Here is a 17,169-nt window from a genome sequence, read left to right as displayed (position 1 = left end):
GCGTTACTGCGGGAAAGCGAGCTGCCGCGCGCCGGGGGCGGCGTGTTGCGCGGCGCAGTCTCTCATTCTGCCAGTTTGTGCGCGGCGCGGGCGAGTCGTGCGCCGAGCGCCGAGGCCAACTGACGCTCGTCGGCCGAGAGCGGATTGCCGTCATGCGCGAAATGGGTGGCGCCGTAGGGCGAGCCGCCGGTGCGTGTGCTGGAGAGCGCGGGTTCGGAATAGGGCAGCCCCATCAGCAACATGCCGTGGTGCAGCAACGGGATCATCATCGACAGCAGCGTGCTTTCCTGGCCGCCATGCAGGCTGGCGCTCGACGTGAACACGCAGCCCGGCTTCCCGGCCAGGGCGCCCGAGAGCCACTGCGGCGTGGTGCCGTCGAGAAAGTACTTCAGCGAGGACGCCATATTGCCGAAGCGCGTTGGCGACCCGAGCGCGAGTCCCGCGCATTCTTCCAGATCGCGCAATTCGACGTAGGGCGGGCCACTGTCGGGAATGTCCGGTGCACTCGCTTCGCATACCGTGGAAACCGCGGGGACGGTGCGCACTCGGGCCTGCGCGCCGGGCACGCTGTCAATGCCGGCCGCGATGCATTGGGCGAGTTGTGCCGTGGTGCCGTGGCGGCTGTAGTACAGGACAAGGATTTCAGTCATGAAGTCGAATCGGCAGGACGGTGGTGGTGGCCAGGGCGATGTCGCGCCGAGGACACCAGGTCGCGATATCAACGGGACTGGCTGCGCCTTGCGACATTGCACGTCGGCCGGTAAAGCGGGAACGCCGGCGTGCGTCGTAAGGCGGCAAACCTACCCGAGCCTTTGGCCTTGGGCGAAACTCGATTGAAAAAGGAACGAAAAAGGAACGAAAAAGGAACGGAAAAGTGCGGGTATTATAGGGCGTTCCTATTGGCGTAACGGCTTAACCGCTTAACCGCGTGACCCCGTAACGGATCGCGTGGGATGAACGGTGGTCAGCCTCGCCAGCCCTTCCCCTTAGGAGCCCGATTTGCTCAGACTGCCCCGCATCAACTGGAACAACGTTCGCCAACTGCTGAGATACGCGCTTGCGCGGGCGCAGGACGACCGGATTCCGCAAGTGGCGGCGAGCCTGACGTTTACCTCGATCCTCTCGATCGTGCCGCTGTTCGCGGTGACATTCGCGCTGTTCACCGCCTTTCCGATTTTCAACACGTTTCGCGACGCCTTGCAGGGCTTCCTGATCGAGCACCTGATGCCCGAGAGCGTCAATGCCCAGATATTCAATTACCTGAACCAGTTCGCATCGAAGGCGAAAGGCCTGACGGCGTTCGGTTTGATCGGGTTGCTGGTGACGGCGGTGCTTACGTTAATGACGATCGAGTCGGCGTTCAACGTGATCTGGCGTGTGCGACGTCCGCGACCGATCGCACAGCGTCTGCTGATTTACTGGAGTCTGCTCACGCTGGGGCCGCTGTTGATCGGTGTGAGTCTGTCGATCAGTTCGTACGTCTTCACGCAATCGATGTCGCTGGTGAGCACGCTGCCGCCTGTCGTTACGTCGTTGCTCAGCCTGATTCCGCCGGCGCTGACCAGCGTGGTGTTCATGCTGATGTACCTCTACATGCCGAATTGCAAGGTGGACTGGCGCGACGCGCTGGTTGGGGGTGTCGTGGCGGCGCTGGCGTTCGACCTGACCAAGCGGGGCTTCGGCATGTACATCCGGCAGTTTCCGACCTACACGGCCGTGTATGGCGCATTTGCGGCGGTGCCGATCTTCTTGCTCTGGATCTACCTGTCGTGGCTGGTGGCGCTGATCGGCGCGACGATCACGTCGGTCCTGCCCGCGCTGCGTCTGGGGCATTTCCAATACCCCCGCTTTCCGGGGAGCGATCTGCTCGACGGCCTGACGCTGATCCACTTGCTCAATCTGGATCGGGAAGCGGGCGGTACGGGGCGCACGATGGCGCAACTGGCGAGTACGATGCGCACGAGCCTCGATCATGCCGGTGACTTGCTCGCTCGGCTTGAGCGCATGGGTTGGGTCGGACGGCTGACGATGCAGCCACCGGTGGAGCGTTGGCTGCTGCTCGCGAACCCGCGTACGACGACCCTGGCGCCACTGGTCGCGCAACTGGCCCTCAACGTCGACGAGCTGGCGCGACAAATGGAGCGTCACGCGCTCGATGGCGCGCACGTTGCCGACATTCTGCGCGAAGGGAAATGGGACGTGCCCCTGGCCGACGCGCTACCGCGCGATGTCACACCGGACGACGACGGTGACGACGCGTCGCGTCTTGGCGTGGATCACGAGGGCCACGAGCCCGAAGCCGGCGCTAGAGCTTGATACGGCCGAGACAGATATCCCGAAACATGACCCAGTCGCCCATCAGGCTGTAGATCGGATGGCGGAAGGTGGCGGGCCGGTTCTTCTCGAAAAAGAAATGGCCGACCCACGCGAACGCGTAACCGCACACGACTGCCGCGAGCAGCCACCACGGGTTGCCTGTCAGGACGAGCGCTGCCAGCAAGGCGATCACGCCCCATGAGCCGACGAAATGCAGACGGCGGCAGACGGCGTTGCGGTGCTCACCGAGATAGAAGGGGTAAAAGTCCGCAAACCGGTGAAACGCCGGCGACTTATCGTGCCCAGGGGGCATGGCAAACCTCCTGCATTGGGAAGGTGACGTGCTCAGTCTCGCATGAATTGCACAAGCGCATCGAGCAGGGCGTCCGGCTGCTCGGTCATGATCGCATGGCCTGCATTGACGACCTTGACCGAGACCGGTGCGCCGGCGTCGCGCAACGCATCGAGCAGGGCGTGCGCCGCGCGCGGTGGCGTCATTTGATCGCGCTGTCCCAGCACGGCGAGCACCGGACATCGAACGAGCGCGGCCGCCTCCATCCCCCGATCGTAGCGATTGCACGCCTCGAAGTCGGTGAGAAACACCTTGGCGGGATTGCGTTGCGACACGCGCTCCATCAAGCGTTGATTGACACCCCATGTCCAGAAACCCGGGCCGGGCGCCGAGGGCTTGGCGGCCAGCGTGCTGTGCGACCAGGCGTTGACGAGGGCGATGGCCTCCGGCTCACGTTCGGCGGCGGCTTCGAGGAGGACGTCGGAGACTTTCATTGGGTAAGCGGTGCCCACCAGGGCGATACGGGACACCCGCTCGGGATGGCGGGCGGCGGCGTCCAGTGCAATCAGCGACCCCATGCTGTGCCCGACCCAGGTTGCTTGTCCGATGCCGGCGGCATCGAGCACGGCGAGCACGCGATCGGCCATCGCCTCAATGGTCTTCAATGGCGCGCCCGTGCTGCGGTGATGTCCGGGCAGGTCGAGCGCGAGTACGTTCATGCCGTGATGGGCAAGGTATCGGCTCTGCAACCCCCACACGCTGTGATCGTGCTGTGCGCCATGCACGAAGACGACCGTCGGCAGCGCGGGATCCATCGATTTGCCGGCGGTGTAGGCGTAGACGTTGTTGCCGTTGATGTCGAAGTTCATCGCGCGTGTCCCTTGGCCGTGGATTTGGTTGCCGCCTTCAGGCCACGTTTGAGATCCTGGATCAGGTCGTCGGGGTCTTCCAGACCGATCGACAGGCGTACGGTGCCTTCTCCGATGCCGGCCGCCGCGAGCGCCGCAGCGTCCATGCGGAAATGCGTGGTGGAGGCCGGGTGAATGACCAGCGAGCGTGCGTCGCCGACATTGGCCAGATGCGAGAAAAGCTGCAGCGATTCAATGAAACGACGCCCGGCCTCCCGATCTCCCTTCAGATTGAAGCTGAAGACCGCACCCGCGCCGCGCGGGAGCAGTCGCTTGGCCAATGCGTAGTCGGGATGCGACGCCAGTTCGGGGTAGGCGACGCTTGCCACGGCCTCGTGCCCCGCCAGGAACGCCACCACCCGACGTGCGTTGTCGACGTGTCGCGCCATGCGAAGCGGCAACGTTTCGATGCCTTGCAGCAGTTGCCATGCCGCCTGCGGATGCAGGCATGCGCCGAAGTCGCGCAAGCCTTCGCGTCGCGCGCGCAACAGGAATGGCGCGACCGAACTCTCCTCGGCGAAGACCATGCCGTGGAAGCCTTCGTACGGTTGGGTCAGTTCGGGAAATTTGCCGCTTCGCTCGAAGTCGAACGTGCCCCCGTCGATCAGAATGCCGCCGATGGTCGTGCCATGCCCTCCGAGGAACTTGGTGGCCGAGTGGTAGACGATATCTGCGCCGTGATCGAAGGGCTGGATGAGCCACGGCGTGGTGAACGTGCTGTCGACCATCAGGGGCACGCCCGCGTCGTGAGCGATCTCAGCGACCCGGGAGATGTCGAGGACGTCGAGCCCTGGATTGCCAAGCGTTTCGCCAAAGAACAGCCGGGTCTCGGGGCGCACGGCGGCGCGCCAGCCGTTCAGGTCGCCAGGACGCACGAAGGTGGTCTCGATGCCGAAGCGGCGCAGCGTGTAATGCAGCAGATTGTGCGAACCACCGTACAGCGCGCTGGACGCCACGATGTGCGAGCCCGCCCCCATCAGGGTGGCGATGGCCAGGTGCAGCGCGGCCTGGCCGCTAGCCGTGGAGATGGCGCCGACGCCGTTTTCCAGCGCGGCCATGCGCTCTTCGAAGACGGCATTGGTCGGGTTGGAAATGCGCGAATAGACATGGCCGGCGCGTTCCATGTTGAAAAGCGCGGCCGCCTGGTCGGCGTCGGAGAAGACAAACGACGTGGTCTGGTAGATCGGTGTGGCGCGTGCCCCGGTGGCGGGGTCGGGCGCGGCCCCGGCGTGCAGGGCAAGCGTGTCGAAGTGCGGGACTGACATGTCGGAGAGGGCCTCTCGGTTGGCTTGACGTTGACTTGACGGCGACTTGGCGCTGGCGTGTGATGCGGACATCACGTCTGCGGCAATCCTAGCACCACAGTCATGCAACTCGACAGGCGCTGCCGCTCTCGCCGGCAAAATGCCGGTGCTGTCTGATTTCTGAGGTGCGGCGATGTCCGATCGATCCCCGGAATCGGCCGAAAACCCTCGTCGCACGGACATTCGCGCGTCTTGTTCCTTTCCTTTTCAGACGCTTTCCGATAGCATCTTTCGAACATGATCTAATCACAATAACGAGGGGGACAGCGGCGCGCGCGCCGGCGATCCGTCTCGAACGCCGAAGTCTGGCAAATGCGTCCGGTGGCATCGTCCTGCCGCGGTTGCCCGAGCATCTCAACGAGGAGTGTGTGCCATGCGTGTGTCTGACATCCTGAAAGTAAAGGGCAACACCCTTTTCACCGTGACTCCGGAGACGTTGCTGGCCCAAGCCGTCGACACGATGGCGGAGCATGACATCGGTTCGCTCGTCGTGATGGAGTTTGGCGATCTCGTGGGGATGCTCACGTTCCGCGAAATCATCAATACGATCAGCGAGAACGGCGGTACGGTCGGCAGTTCCACAATTCGCAAGGTCATGGACGACCATCCGCTCACCTGCACGCCGGAGACGGATGTCGACGAAGTGCGGCGCATGATGCTCGAGCGTCACGCCCGTTATTTGCCGGTCATGGACAATCGCACGCTCATGGGCGTGATTTCCTTCTACGATGTGGCGCGTGCCGTCGTCGAGGAGCAATCCTTTGAAAATCGCATGCTCAAGGCCTACATTCGCGACTGGCCGGCCGAGGAAGCGGAAAATACCAAGTGAGTGAGGCCAGCCAGCGCGGGGCACGCGGCGAGGGCCACCAATCACGACTGTTGAAAGAGCGGCGCTTTGCGCCGTTCTTCTGGACGCAGTTTCTGGGTGCGATGAACGACAACGTGTTCAAAATCGCATTCACGTCGCTCGTCACCTATCACGCATCGCTTTTTCAGAACGTCGACGGCAAGACGGCGGCGTTCCTCATCTCGGCCATCTTCATCGCGCCCTTCCTGTTGTTTTCCGCGACCAGCGGCCAGATCGCCGACAAGTGGGACAAGGCGCGCCTGATCCGCTTCGTCAAGACGCTGGAAATCGCGATCATGGCGCTCGGCGCGGCCGGCTTCCTCTGGGCGAGTGCACCGTTGCTGTTCGTGTGCACCTTCCTGATGGGGCTTCACTCCACGCTCTTTGGACCAGTCAAGTACGCCTATCTGCCCCAGCACCTGGCCACGCGCGAACTGGTGGGGGGGAACGGCCTGGTCGAAATGGGCACGTTCGTGGCCATCCTGATCGGCACGATTGTCGGGGGCGAGCTGGCGGGTGCCGGGGCGGGCGCGCTGCCGTGGATCGGCGGCGTTTGCCTGGGGTTGGCCTGTCTTGGGCGGCTGGCGTCGACGTGGGTGCCGCAAACGCCCGCGGCGCAGCCGGATCTGCGCATCAATTGGAATCCGTTGACCGAGACGTGGAGAAATCTGTGCATCGCGCGTACGGACCGTGCGGTCTTCCAGAGTCTGCTCGGTATCTCGTGGCTTTGGTTTCTTGGGGCTACCTTTCTCGCGTCGTTTTTCAACTTCGCGCATGACGTGCTCGGCGCCGGTCCGGGTGTCGTCACGCTGCTGTTGGCCATGTTCTCCCTGGGCATCGGGATTGGGTCGCTGTTGTGCGAGCGGCTTTCGGGCGGCAAGGTGGAAATCGGACTCGTGCCGTTCGGCTCGATCGGCATGACCGTGTTCGCGGCCGATCTTTATTTTGCGAGCCGGGGCGGCGCGCACGGCGCGGCCTTGCAGACGGTGGCGCAGTTCGCGTCACAACCGGCCCATTGGCGCGTGCTGGCAGACCTGTTCCTGCTGGCGATGTTCGGCGGCTTCTACAGCGTGCCGTTGTACGCGCTGATCCAAAGCCGTAGCGCGCCGTCGCATCGCGCACGCATCATCGCAGCGAACAATATCCTCAACGCGTTGTTCATGGTCGTGTCGGCCCTCATGGCGATGGCGCTCACGAAAGCCGGGTTCACCATCGACCAGTTGTATCTCGTCACCGGCATTCTCAACGCGCTGGTGGCCGTCTATCTATACCTGCGACTCCCGGAATTCCTGATTCGCTTCGCGATGTGGATGCTGTTGCACACGCTCTATCGCATTGACGTCAAAGGGGCGGATCAGATTCCGGACGATGGGCCATGCCTGCTGGTCTGCAATCACGTCAGCTTCGCCGATGCCGTGGTGATTGGGGCGTCGATCCGGCGTCCGGTTCGCTTTGTGATGGACCACCGCATTTTCCGCATCCCGGTGCTGTCGTGGTTTTTCCGTACGGTCGGCGCCATTCCCATTGCCCCGGCACACGAAGACGCCGCCGCACTCGAGCGCGCCTACCAGCAGATCGCCGACGCGCTGGCGGCGGGCGACGTCGTTTGCCTCTTTCCTGAGGGTAAGCTCACGGCATCCGGCGAGCTGCAGGTCTTCCGTCAGGGCGTGCAGCACATCGTCGAGCGCACGCCCGTACCGGTGGTGCCGATGGCGCTGCGCGGGCTGTGGGGGAGTTTCTTCTCGCGACATGGCGGCGCGGCAATGTCACGCCCGTTCAAGCGCGGCATTCTGAACCGGCTCGAGCTTGTCATCGGGGCGCCGGTGGCGCCTGCGCAGGCCACGCCGGAAGCCTTGCGCGACAAGGTGCTCAAGCTGCGCGGTCCCTGGCCGGTGTGAGGGGCGTCGCCTCGTGAATCGCGACCGTGGCTCGGGAGGCTCCGACGTCACGCCCAAAAAACGCCCAAAATGCCGCCGGCCGGTCGTCTAGCGCTATCGGCTGCCGCACAGGGCGGCGCGGTGTGGCGGGATCGCTGGCATAATAGGGCCTTCCCGTCCTCCCCGAACCCGATCCCCGTATGTCTGGCAATACGCTTGGAACTCTGTTTACCGTCACCACTTTCGGCGAATCGCATGGCCCGGCCATTGGCTGCGTGATCGATGGCTGTCCGCCGGGAATGGCGCTCACGGAAGCCGACATCCAGGGGGAGCTGGATCGCCGACGTCCTGGCACGTCGCGCCACGTTACGCAGCGCAACGAACCGGACGCTGTCGAGATCCTCTCTGGCGTGTTCGAGGGCGTGACGACGGGGACACCCATCGCACTGCTGATCCGCAATACCGATCAACGCAGCAAAGACTACGGCAACATCGTCCAGACGTTCCGCCCCGGGCATGCCGATTACACCTATCTGCAAAAGTACGGCGTGCGCGATTACCGCGGTGGCGGACGCTCGTCCGCACGTCTTACGGCGCCGGTTGTCGCCGCCGGGGCCGTCGCCAAGAAGTGGCTGGCCGAAAAATTTGGCGTGCGGGTGTTCGGATGCATGACGCAACTCGGCGACATCGAGATCGCACAGACGGATTGGTCGCAGGTGTCGCAGAATCCGTTCTTCGCCGCCAACGCGGAAGTCGTCCCGCAACTGGAAGCGTATATGGACGACCTTCGCAAGGCGGGCGATTCGGTCGGGGCGAAGCTGCGCGTCGTGGCGACCGGCGTTCCGGTGGGTCTCGGAGAGCCGCTGTTCGATCGCCTGGACGCCGATATCGCCCACGCGATGATGGGCCTGAACGCCGTCAAGGGCGTGGAGATCGGCGCGGGTTTTCGCAGCGTCACGCAAAAGGGGTCGGAGCACGGCGACGAACTGACGCCGGAGGGCTTCGTCGGGAACAACGCCGGTGGCATTCTGGGCGGCATTTCGACCGGTCAGGACATTGACGTGTCGATCGCGATCAAGCCCACGTCGAGCATTCGCACACCGCGTCGCTCGATCGACGTTGCCGGTCACGCGTCGACGGTTGAAACGTTCGGGCGGCATGACCCTTGCGTGGGAATTCGCGCGACGCCGATTGCCGAAGCGCTGCTCGCGCTCGTGTTGATCGATCATGCGTTGCGTCACCGCGCGCAGTGTGGCGATGTGCAAGTGAATACGCCGGTCATCGCGGCACGCGTACCGGACTGACGACGCTGGACTGACGAGGCTCAAGGCGCACGCCGGGCGTCGTCATCGTCAGAGGGAGAAAAAACCGCCGGGCGAACCGGCGGCGAGGCAGCATTACATATTCGGGTAGTTCGGCCCGCCCCCCCCTTCCGGCGTGACCCACACGATGTTCTGCGTCGGGTCCTTGATGTCGCAAGTCTTGCAATGCACGCAGTTCTGCGCGTTGATTTGCAGCCGCTCGGAATCATCGTCGTTCTTCACGAATTCGTACACGCCTGCCGGGCAATACCGTTGCTCAGGCCCCGCATATTCGGACAGATTGATGCCAACGGGCACGCTGGGATCCTTGAGCGTGAGGTGCGCCGGTTGGTTCTCTTCGTGGTTGGTGTTCGAGATGAAAACCGACGACAGACGGTCGAACGTGAGCTTGCCATCCGGCTTGGGGTAGGCGATCGGCTGGCATTGCGCTGCCGGCAGCAGACACTCGTGATCGGCCTTCTTGCGGTGAATCGTCCACGGCATCTTGCCGCCGAGCAGCTTTTGCTCGATGCCGGTCATGATCGTGGCCACGGTCAGGCCCTTCTTGAACCACTGCTTGAAGTTGCGCGCCTTGTTCAGCTCTTCGTGTAGCCACGATTGCTCGAACGCGACCGGGTAGGCGCTGAGTTCGTCACGCTGGCGCTCGGCCACCAGCGCGTCGAAGGCGGCATCGGCTGCCATCATGCCGCTCTTGATAGCGGCGTGGCTGCCTTTGATCCGGCTCACATTGAGGAAGCCCGCCTCGCACCCGACCAGCGCACCGCCCTTGAAGACGAGCTTCGGCAGGGCCAGCAGACCGCCTGCCGTGATGGCACGTGCGCCGTAAGAGATGCGCTTGCCCCCTTCGAGGAAGTGACGAATCGACGGATGCGTCTTGTAACGCTGGAACTCCTCGAACGGCGACAGATAAGGATTGCCGTAGTCGAGCCCTACGATGAAACCGACCGCCACCTGATGATTCGGCAGGTGGTAGAGGAACGAGCCGCCGTAGGTTTGCGCATTGAGCGGCCAGCCAGCGGTGTGGATGACAAGGCCTTCCTTGTGCTTGGCGGGGTCGATTTCCCACAGTTCCTTGATGCCCAGGCCATAGGCCTGCGGATCTCGGCCTTCGTCGAGATTGAATTTGCGCATCAATTGGCGGCCCAGGCTGCCCCGTGCGCCTTCCGAGAAGATCGTGTACTTGGCATGCAATTCCATGCCCAGTTGGAAGTTCTCGGTCGGTTCGCCGTCCTTGCCGACGCCCATGTTGCCGGTCGCCACGCCCATGACCGCGCCGTTCTCGTCGTACAGGATCTCGGCGGCCGGGAAGCCCGGGAAGATTTCGACGCCCAGTGCTTCGGCCTGTTGGCCGAGCCAACGCACGACATTGCCCAGGCTGATGACATAGTTGCCGTGATTCTGGAAGCAGGCGGGCAGCAGCCACGACGGCGTGGGGGTCGCGCCAGTCTCGTTCAGGAACAGGAAGCGATCTTCGACGACAGGGGTGTCGAGCGGTGCACCAAGGGCTTTCCAGTCGGGGATGAGTTCGGTCAGCGCTTGCGGATCCATGACCGCGCCGGACAGGATGTGCGCCCCGATTTCCGAGCCTTTTTCCAGGACACACACGGAAATGTCCTTCCCCGACGCCTGCGCGCGCTGCTTCAAACGGATAGCCGTGGACAGGCCGGCCGGACCGCCGCCAACAACGACGACGTCGTACTCCATCGACTCCCTCGGGCCGTACTGCTCAAGCAGCTTGGGATCCATTGATGCTCCTGTTATAAACGTTAGAATTCGTGGGTGCGGCCATTTTCCGGGAATGGGGGGCACCTCGCAACCGCATATTAATAGCACGATCGTTCGATATGGTAGGTAAGCAACTCTAGCGGCATGCCATGCGGCGTCGCCGTTGTTCAATGGGTGTCCAGGCTCGAGGGAGAAGACGATGGGGCGTTCGCTGAATCTGGAAGGGAAAGTGGCGATGGTGACAGGGGCCTCGAGCGGACTTGGCATGCAGTTTGCCAAGGTGCTGGCCCAGGCCGGCGCAAAGGTCGTGCTGGCCAGTCGGCGTGTCGAGCGGCTTAAGGAGTTGCGCGCGGAGATCGAGGCGCAAGGCGGTGCGGCGCACGTGGTTCCCCTCGATGTGACCGACTACGACAGCATTCGCGCCGGGGTGGCCCATGCCGAGACCGAGGCGGGGGCCATCGACATTCTTATCAACAACTCTGGCGTGTCGACCCAGCAGCGCCTGGTCGATGTCACGCCCCAGGACTACGACTACGTCCTGAACACCAATACGCGCGGCACCTTTTTCGTGGCGCAGGAAGTCGCCAAGCGCATGATCCGGCGCGCCAAGGGTGACCCGCAGCGTCAGCACCGGATCATCAATGTGGCGTCGGTGGCCGGGCAGCGGGCGATTTCCATGCTCGGCGTGTACTGCGTGAGCAAGGCGGCGGTCATCCACATGACCCGGGCGATGGCACTCGAATGGGGGCGTTACAACATCAATGTCAATGCGTTGTGTCCTGGCTATATCGACACCGAGATCAACCACGAGCATTGGCACACCGACGCCGGTCGCAAGCTCATTCAGATGCTGCCTCGCCAACGCGTCGGCGAACCGAGCGATCTGGACGGGCTGATTCTGCTTCTCGCCTCAGACGATTCCAGGTTTATCAACGGTTCGATCATGACGATCGACGACGGTCTGGCCGTCGGCTGAGCTTCGTCAGGCCTTGTGCCACGGCGATTTGGCGAATTGCGCAGGCTCGCTGCAATGCGGCAATCCGGGATTGTCCGAGGCAGTCAGCGTAGCGGCGACAAGCGCATAATTCTCGGGTGCTAATGGGGTCGTGAAGGACGTCGCGCTGACGTCGGATCCCGAAACATCTTGAGGACAACATGTTGAATCAAGGCTGGCGGGCGCTCGTCGGCGTCGCGCTCGCCCTCGCCGCAATCGCGCTGCCGGTGGCCGCGCAGCCCTACAAGGCTGAATACTCGCTGTCGATCATGCCCGATGCCGGCACGCCCTGGGGCAAAGGCACGCAACTTTGGGCAGACATGGTGCGCGAGCGTACGCGTGGGCGCATCAACATTCGACTGCACACAGGCGCCTCGCTCGTGGGCGGAGACCAGACGCGCGAATTCTCCGCGTTGCGCCAGGGCGTGATCGACATGGCGGTCGGCTCGACGATCAACTGGTCGTCCGCGATACCCGAATTCAACGTTTTCTCCCTGCCATTCCTGCTGCGTGGCTGTCGTTCTCTCGACGCTCTGACCCAGGGCGACGTGGGGCGCGAGCTGTTTCGCCGCGTGGAAGAGCAGGGCGTTGTACCGCTGGCGTGGGGCGAGAATGGTTTTCGGCAACTGAGCAACTCTCGCCGGTCGATCCGTGCGCCTGAGGACATGCGCGGCCTGCGTTTCCGCGTCGTCGGGTCATTACTGTTCAACGACATCTTCACGGCATTGGGCGCCGTGCCGACCCAGATGACGTGGAACGATGCGGTGCGCGCGCTGCGAGCACGCAAGATCGACGGCCAGGAAAATCCGATCACGGTCTTCAACAATGTGCGGCTCGACACGTTGGGGCAGCGCTTCATCACGGTGTGGGATTACGTCGCTGATCCCATCGTGTTCTCCGTCAATCGACAGGTCTGGGATAGCTGGTCGCCGCAGGATCGCGACATCGTTCGCGACGCAGCGGTCGAGGCGGCACGATTTGAGGTGACGCTCGCAAGAGAAGATGCGATGCGCGGCGAGAATGCCGCGTGGGACGATCTGGCAGCGCGCGGCGTGAAGGTCACGCGACTCACGCCGGAACAACGCCAGCGCTTTGTCGACGCGACACGTCCCGTCTATGCGAAATGGAAAGTGCTGGTCGGGCGCGATCTGGTCGACAAGGCCGAGGCCGCCGTGAAAGACGAGGCGACGACCGCCAGGCCGCACGACGCCGGCGCGCGCAAGTAATGTTGCCGACTCGCGTCGGAGATGTCCGAGGCGGTGGTCTCGCGCGATTCTGAAAAGGCAGCCGCTCGTCGCCATTCGCCGAAGGTTGGCGCACGTCGAACCCGCCGAAGCGCTACACTTTCTCCCCATGACGTCCTGTCACTACGCGGCAGGGCGTCGCTTTTCAATATGGGGAATTTGCAGTGTCGTCAGAATACAAAGAAGTCTTTCGGATGAGCATGCCCATTCGCTGGGGCGATATGGACGCTTTCGGGCATGTGAACAACACCGTCTACTTCCGCTACATGGAGCAGGTCCGTATCTCGTGGCTGGAGTCGCTCAACATCGCGTCGGAAGAAAGCTCGACGGGGGAGGGGCCGGTGATCATCAACGCGAACATGACGTTCTTGCGTCAGTTGCGCTATCCCGGCGATATCGATTGCCGCATGTCGGTGGGCGCGCTGGGCCGAAGCAGCGTCGACACACGCTTTGAGCTGCGCCGCGCCGATACGCCGGAGGTCCTCGTCGCCGAGGGCGGTGCGAAGATCGTTTGGGTCAACTACAACGCGGAAAAGTCGGTGCCGCTGCCGGAGGCGGTGCGCGCATTGATGGCGTGAGGTATGTCCCTCTGTGAGGCGGGAAGGGGGCGCTGCCCGCCCCCTGGCGCGACTCAGTTGCCGAGCAGACGCTGAACGAGTTCGGTGGCGGTGCCTGCACCGTACTTCTGCATCAGGCGCGCGCGGTAGATGTCGACGGTACGCGGGCTGATGTCGAGAATCTTGCCGATCTGCTTGCTCGTCTTGCCCTGCACGAGTTGCGCCGCGATTTCGCGCTCGCGCGCGGTCAGTGCCACGGCGACGCGACGTGTGGCCGACATGTCCTCGAAGGTCCAGAGGCCGGCGGCGTGCGGGTCCTTCACGTCGAGAGAGCGCCCCGTCACGTGGCACCAGAACAGTTCGCCGCTGGCCCGGCGCATGATGCGCTCGTCGGCATAGACGCCCTGCGCGCTCATGATCGGCGGAATGCGCTCGCCAATGCGCTCGAACTCCTTGGGAGACGGATATAGCACCTGGAACGACTGACCGATCAGGGCCTCGGGCTCGTAGCCGAAAATCTTGCCGAGCTGTCGATTGCAGTCCTCGATGATGCGCTGGCGTGAAATGACCAGGCCGACGGGCGCGATGTGAAAGGCGGTCTGGTAGTCGAACGTCGGCATGGGGGAGCGGCGCAGATCCTGTCGGGGCGCGTGCCGGTGGGTCGCGTGTTGCGGCCCGGCGCGCAGGTAGATATGTAATTTCACGTATTGTGCCCGATTTGCCCGGCACCGTAAGCTCTATGATTGCATGGGGTGCGTGGCCCCGACGATTCGCGAGGCGGCGCAAGCCTCGCAACGCGCAAGCGCGCGACATAATTTCAATTCTCAACCGAGGGAAAGGGACAAACGATGAACAAGGTATACGCCAGCGCCAAGGAGGCGCTCGCCGATGTTGTCGCAGACGGGCAAACGCTCGCTGTCGGCGGCTTCGGCCTGTGTGGCATTCCTGAGGCCCTGATCGCCGCGTTGCGCGACTCGGGCGTCAAGGGGCTTACCTGTATCAGCAACAACGCCGGTGTGGACGGCTTCGGTCTGGGTTTGCTGCTCGAGACGCGTCAGATCAAGCGGATGATTTCGTCGTACGTTGGCGAGAACAAGGAGTTCGAGCGCCAATATCTGGCGGGCGAACTCGAGCTCGAATTCACCCCGCAGGGCACGCTGGCCGAAAAACTGCGCGCCGGTGGCGCAGGCATCCCGGCGTTCTTCACGAAGACGGGCGTGGGTACGGTGGTCGCCGAAGGCAAGGAAATCCGTGAATTCGACGGCGAGACGTACGTCATGGAGCGCTCGCTGCGCGCCGATATCGCGCTCGTGAAGGCCGCCAAGGCGGATCGCGCGGGCAACCTCGTGTTCAATCGCACCGCCCGCAACTTCAACCCGGTGGCGGCCATGGCCGGCAAGATCACCATCGTCGAAGTCGAGGAACTGGTCGACACCGGTTCGATCGACCCGGACGACGTGCATCTGCCCGGCATCTTCGTTCAGCGCATCGTGCTGAACGCGCATCCGGAAAAACGCATTGAACAACGCACGGTTCGTGCCAAGTAAGCGCCGAGATCAAGGAGATAACCATGGCATGGAATCGTGATGAAATGGCTGCGCGCGCGGCGCGAGAGCTGGAAGACGGCTTTTACGTGAACCTCGGTATCGGTTTGCCCACGCTGGTGGCAAACCATGTGCCCGACGGCATGGAAGTCTGGCTGCAATCGGAGAATGGCCTGCTCGGTATCGGCCCGTTCCCGACGGAGGACGAAGTCGATGCGGACATGATCAACGCGGGCAAGCAAACGGTGACGACGCTACCGGGTTCGTCGATCTTCTCGTCGGCGGACTCGTTCGCGATGATCCGCGGCGGCCACATCAATCTGGCGATCCTCGGGGCGATGCAGGTCAGCGAAAAAGGCGACCTCGCGAACTGGATGATCCCGGGCAAGATGATCAAGGGCATGGGCGGCGCGATGGATCTTGTCGCCGGTGTCGGTCGCGTGGTCGTGCTCATGGAGCACGTTGCCAAGGGCGACGCCCACAAGATCCTCAAGGCCTGCGATCTGCCGTTGACCGGCCTTGGCGTGGTCAACCGCATCATCACCGACCTCGGTGTGATCGATGTGACGCCGGACGGCCTGAAGGTGGTCGAGCTCGCGCCGGGCGTGACGAAGGAAGAAATTTCGCAGAAGACCGGGGCACCGCTCGACACGAGCGCTGTCTGACGCATCGGCGACGTGGCAGTCGTCGCCTGTGGCCTGAATGCCGGGGGCGTCTGACACGCAGGATTGCTGAGGGTTGCCGTGGCCGTTGAACCCGGTGACTGATGGAAGACGAAGCGGGCGGGGATTTCCCCGCCCGTTTTGTTTTGGCGGTGCCGGTGAGCCAGCCGCGCACCGGGGTGCCGGCATCGCTGCAAAGGTAGACGGCAAGCGCGGTAGAATTCGGTTCTGGAAACCGATCCGATGAGTCTGTCATGTCGAGCTACGCGCCGCGCCTGTCGAACGTTCAGTGTCTGAGCCCCTCCGGCTTGCATCATATGGCGTACACGGAATGGGGCGATCCGGAGAATCCACGCGTCCTGTTGTGCGTGCACGGGCTGACGCGATGCGGTCGCGATTTTGACGCGCTGGCGAAGACGTTCGCAAACGACTACCGTGTCGTGTGTCCCGACGTCGTCGGGCGCGGACAGTCATCGTGGCTGCGCAATCCCGCGGGGTATGTCGTGCCGCAGTACGTCTCCGACATGGTGACGTTGATTGCTCGCCTGGGTGTGACGTCCGTGGACTGGTTCGGCACGTCGATGGGCGGATTGATCGGCATGGGCCTCGCAGGCTTGCCCGATACGCCGATTCGCCACCTGCTGCTCAACGACGTCGGACCGCACATCGACGTCGCCGCGCTTGCGCGCATCGGTCAATATGTCGGCATGCCAAAGCGTTTTGCATCGATCGACGAGGGGGCTGACTACCTCTGGTCGATCTCGTCGTCATTCGGACCGCATACCCGGGAGGAATGGCGGGCGTTGTCCGAGCCGCTGCTCAAGGCCGACGGCGATGGGTATGTGTTGCGTTACGATCCATCGCTCGGGGCGGCATTTGCCGCGATTTCGCCCGAGGCCGTGGCGGCGGGAGAGGCCATGCTCTGGGCGTCGCTTGCGGCGTTTTCCGGGCGCGTGCTGATTGTGCGCGGCGAGCAGTCGGATCTGCTCTCGCGCGCGACACTCGAACAAATGCTGGCGCTCGCGCAACACGCGCGCGCCGTGGAAATACCCGGCGTGGGACACGCGCCGACGTTTGTGCATGCGGATCAGATCGAGATCGCACGCCGATTTTTTGAAGGATTTGCCGACTGACACTCGCCCCGGTGGCGGATTGCGGCGGCAAGTCCGACGTTCGAAGAACACGAGGAGTCTTACATCATGGCAGTACAACGTTTCTACGTCGAAAAGCGCTGGTCGGACATGGCTGTGCATAACGGCACGGTTTATCTGGCGGGCCAGACGCCGGATGACCGCACGCAGGACATGGTCGGTCAGACGCGTCAGGTACTCGCGCACATCGATCGCCTGCTTGCCGAGGCGAACAGCGACAAGTCGCTGATCCTTTCCTGTCAGATCTATATCTCGGACATGAAGTATTTCGGTGAAATGAATCAGGTGTGGGACGAGTGGGTGCCGGCCGGTAATGCGCCCCCGCGTGCCACCGTGCAGGCGTTGCTCGCCGACCCTGCCATGCTTGTAGAAATCGTGGTCGTGGCGGCTCAGCGCGAAGGCTGAGTGCCATAACCCGCATCATCA

General features: G+C 63.2%; 17 protein-coding genes. 11 read left to right on the top strand and 6 right to left on the bottom strand.

What is annotated here, in order from left to right; genetic code table 11:
* Positions 1–62: 62 nt before the first annotated feature.
* On the bottom strand, positions 63–650 hold the full coding sequence (gene wrbA, locus PSO31014_RS02810; RefSeq protein WP_150550199.1) for an NAD(P)H:quinone oxidoreductase: 588 nt from the start codon (positions 648–650) through the stop codon (positions 63–65).
* A 349-nt stretch (positions 651–999) separates the two neighbouring features.
* Here wrbA and PSO31014_RS02805 point away from each other — a divergent pair, with 349 nt between their 5' ends.
* A complete protein-coding gene (locus PSO31014_RS02805; protein ID WP_150550198.1) occupies positions 1,000–2,316 on the top strand; it encodes a YihY family inner membrane protein in 1,317 nt (438 codons plus the stop codon).
* Here the strand turns inward: PSO31014_RS02805 and PSO31014_RS02800 are convergent.
* From PSO31014_RS02800 to PSO31014_RS02790, 3 genes are read right to left on the bottom strand one after another with little or no spacing between them, the layout of a single operon-like run.
* Complete coding sequence (locus PSO31014_RS02800) at positions 2,306–2,629, bottom strand: Mpo1-like protein (protein ID WP_150550197.1); 324 nt, start codon at positions 2,627–2,629, stop codon at positions 2,306–2,308. The two genes, PSO31014_RS02805 and PSO31014_RS02800, sit on opposite strands and share 11 nt — an antisense overlap.
* Positions 2,630–2,661: 32 nt before the next feature.
* Positions 2,662–3,477, bottom strand: coding sequence for an alpha/beta fold hydrolase (locus tag PSO31014_RS02795; protein ID WP_150550196.1), 816 nt, complete (start codon positions 3,475–3,477; stop codon positions 2,662–2,664).
* A complete protein-coding gene (locus tag PSO31014_RS02790) occupies positions 3,474–4,781 on the bottom strand; it encodes an O-acetylhomoserine aminocarboxypropyltransferase (protein ID WP_150550195.1) in 1,308 nt (435 codons plus the stop codon). Before PSO31014_RS02790 ends, PSO31014_RS02795 begins: the two co-directional genes overlap by 4 nt.
* 412 nt (positions 4,782–5,193) lie before the next feature.
* Between PSO31014_RS02790 and PSO31014_RS02785 the strand changes: the two genes are divergently transcribed.
* From PSO31014_RS02785 to aroC, 3 genes are all read left to right on the top strand, one after another.
* Positions 5,194–5,649 (top strand): CBS domain-containing protein, encoded by a 456-nt coding sequence (locus tag PSO31014_RS02785; protein ID WP_130026274.1) that lies wholly within the window; start codon positions 5,194–5,196, stop codon positions 5,647–5,649.
* Entirely contained in the window at positions 5,646–7,565 is a 1,920-nt protein-coding gene (locus PSO31014_RS02780) for an MFS transporter (protein WP_150550194.1), read from the top strand. Before PSO31014_RS02785 ends, PSO31014_RS02780 begins: the two co-directional genes overlap by 4 nt.
* Before the next feature lie 179 nt (positions 7,566–7,744).
* The gene (aroC, locus tag PSO31014_RS02775; RefSeq protein ID WP_150550193.1) at positions 7,745–8,848 is read left to right on the top strand and encodes a chorismate synthase; all 1,104 of its coding nucleotides are present in this window, start codon (positions 7,745–7,747) and stop codon (positions 8,846–8,848) included.
* Between the two features lie 93 nt (positions 8,849–8,941).
* Here the strand turns inward: aroC and PSO31014_RS02770 are convergent, their stop codons facing one another.
* Positions 8,942–10,612 (bottom strand): electron transfer flavoprotein-ubiquinone oxidoreductase, encoded by a 1,671-nt coding sequence (locus PSO31014_RS02770; RefSeq protein ID WP_150550192.1) that lies wholly within the window; start codon positions 10,610–10,612, stop codon positions 8,942–8,944.
* A gap of 178 nt (positions 10,613–10,790) precedes the next feature.
* On the opposite strand from PSO31014_RS02770, the gene PSO31014_RS02765 reads away from it, so the two are divergent.
* From PSO31014_RS02765 to PSO31014_RS02755, 3 genes are all read left to right on the top strand, one after another.
* Positions 10,791–11,567, top strand: coding sequence for an SDR family oxidoreductase (locus tag PSO31014_RS02765; RefSeq protein WP_150550191.1), 777 nt, complete (start codon positions 10,791–10,793; stop codon positions 11,565–11,567).
* Between the two features lie 179 nt (positions 11,568–11,746).
* Positions 11,747–12,811, top strand: coding sequence for a TRAP transporter substrate-binding protein DctP (gene dctP / locus PSO31014_RS02760; protein WP_150550190.1), 1,065 nt, complete (start codon positions 11,747–11,749; stop codon positions 12,809–12,811).
* Between the two features lie 182 nt (positions 12,812–12,993).
* Positions 12,994–13,407, top strand: coding sequence for an acyl-CoA thioesterase (locus PSO31014_RS02755; protein WP_281349028.1), 414 nt, complete (start codon positions 12,994–12,996; stop codon positions 13,405–13,407).
* 53 nt (positions 13,408–13,460) lie between these two features.
* Here the strand turns inward: PSO31014_RS02755 and PSO31014_RS02750 are convergent, their stop codons facing one another.
* On the bottom strand, positions 13,461–14,006 hold the full coding sequence (locus PSO31014_RS02750) for a PAS and helix-turn-helix domain-containing protein (RefSeq protein WP_130026269.1): 546 nt from the start codon (positions 14,004–14,006) through the stop codon (positions 13,461–13,463).
* Between the two features lie 228 nt (positions 14,007–14,234).
* On the opposite strand from PSO31014_RS02750, the gene PSO31014_RS02745 reads away from it, so the two are divergent.
* The 4 genes from PSO31014_RS02745 (at position 14,235) to PSO31014_RS02730 (ending at position 17,148) form a co-directional block, all read left to right on the top strand.
* Positions 14,235–14,933 (top strand): CoA transferase subunit A, encoded by a 699-nt coding sequence (locus tag PSO31014_RS02745; protein WP_017233315.1) that lies wholly within the window; start codon positions 14,235–14,237, stop codon positions 14,931–14,933.
* Positions 14,934–14,956: 23 nt separating this feature from the next.
* Complete coding sequence (locus tag PSO31014_RS02740; protein WP_017233316.1) at positions 14,957–15,595, top strand: CoA transferase subunit B; 639 nt, start codon at positions 14,957–14,959, stop codon at positions 15,593–15,595.
* A gap of 251 nt (positions 15,596–15,846) precedes the next feature.
* Complete coding sequence (locus PSO31014_RS02735) at positions 15,847–16,725, top strand: alpha/beta fold hydrolase (protein ID WP_150550188.1); 879 nt, start codon at positions 15,847–15,849, stop codon at positions 16,723–16,725.
* 66 nt (positions 16,726–16,791) lie between these two features.
* On the top strand, positions 16,792–17,148 hold the full coding sequence (locus PSO31014_RS02730; protein ID WP_017233318.1) for a RidA family protein: 357 nt from the start codon (positions 16,792–16,794) through the stop codon (positions 17,146–17,148).
* Positions 17,149–17,169: the final 21 nt, after the last annotated feature.

Source organism: Pandoraea soli (assembly GCF_902459595.1).
GTDB classification, from domain to species: Bacteria; Pseudomonadota; Gammaproteobacteria; order Burkholderiales; family Burkholderiaceae; genus Pandoraea; species Pandoraea cepalis.
Note: the sequence above shows the minus strand (reverse complement) of the source record. Positions and strands in the feature narration are given on the sequence as shown.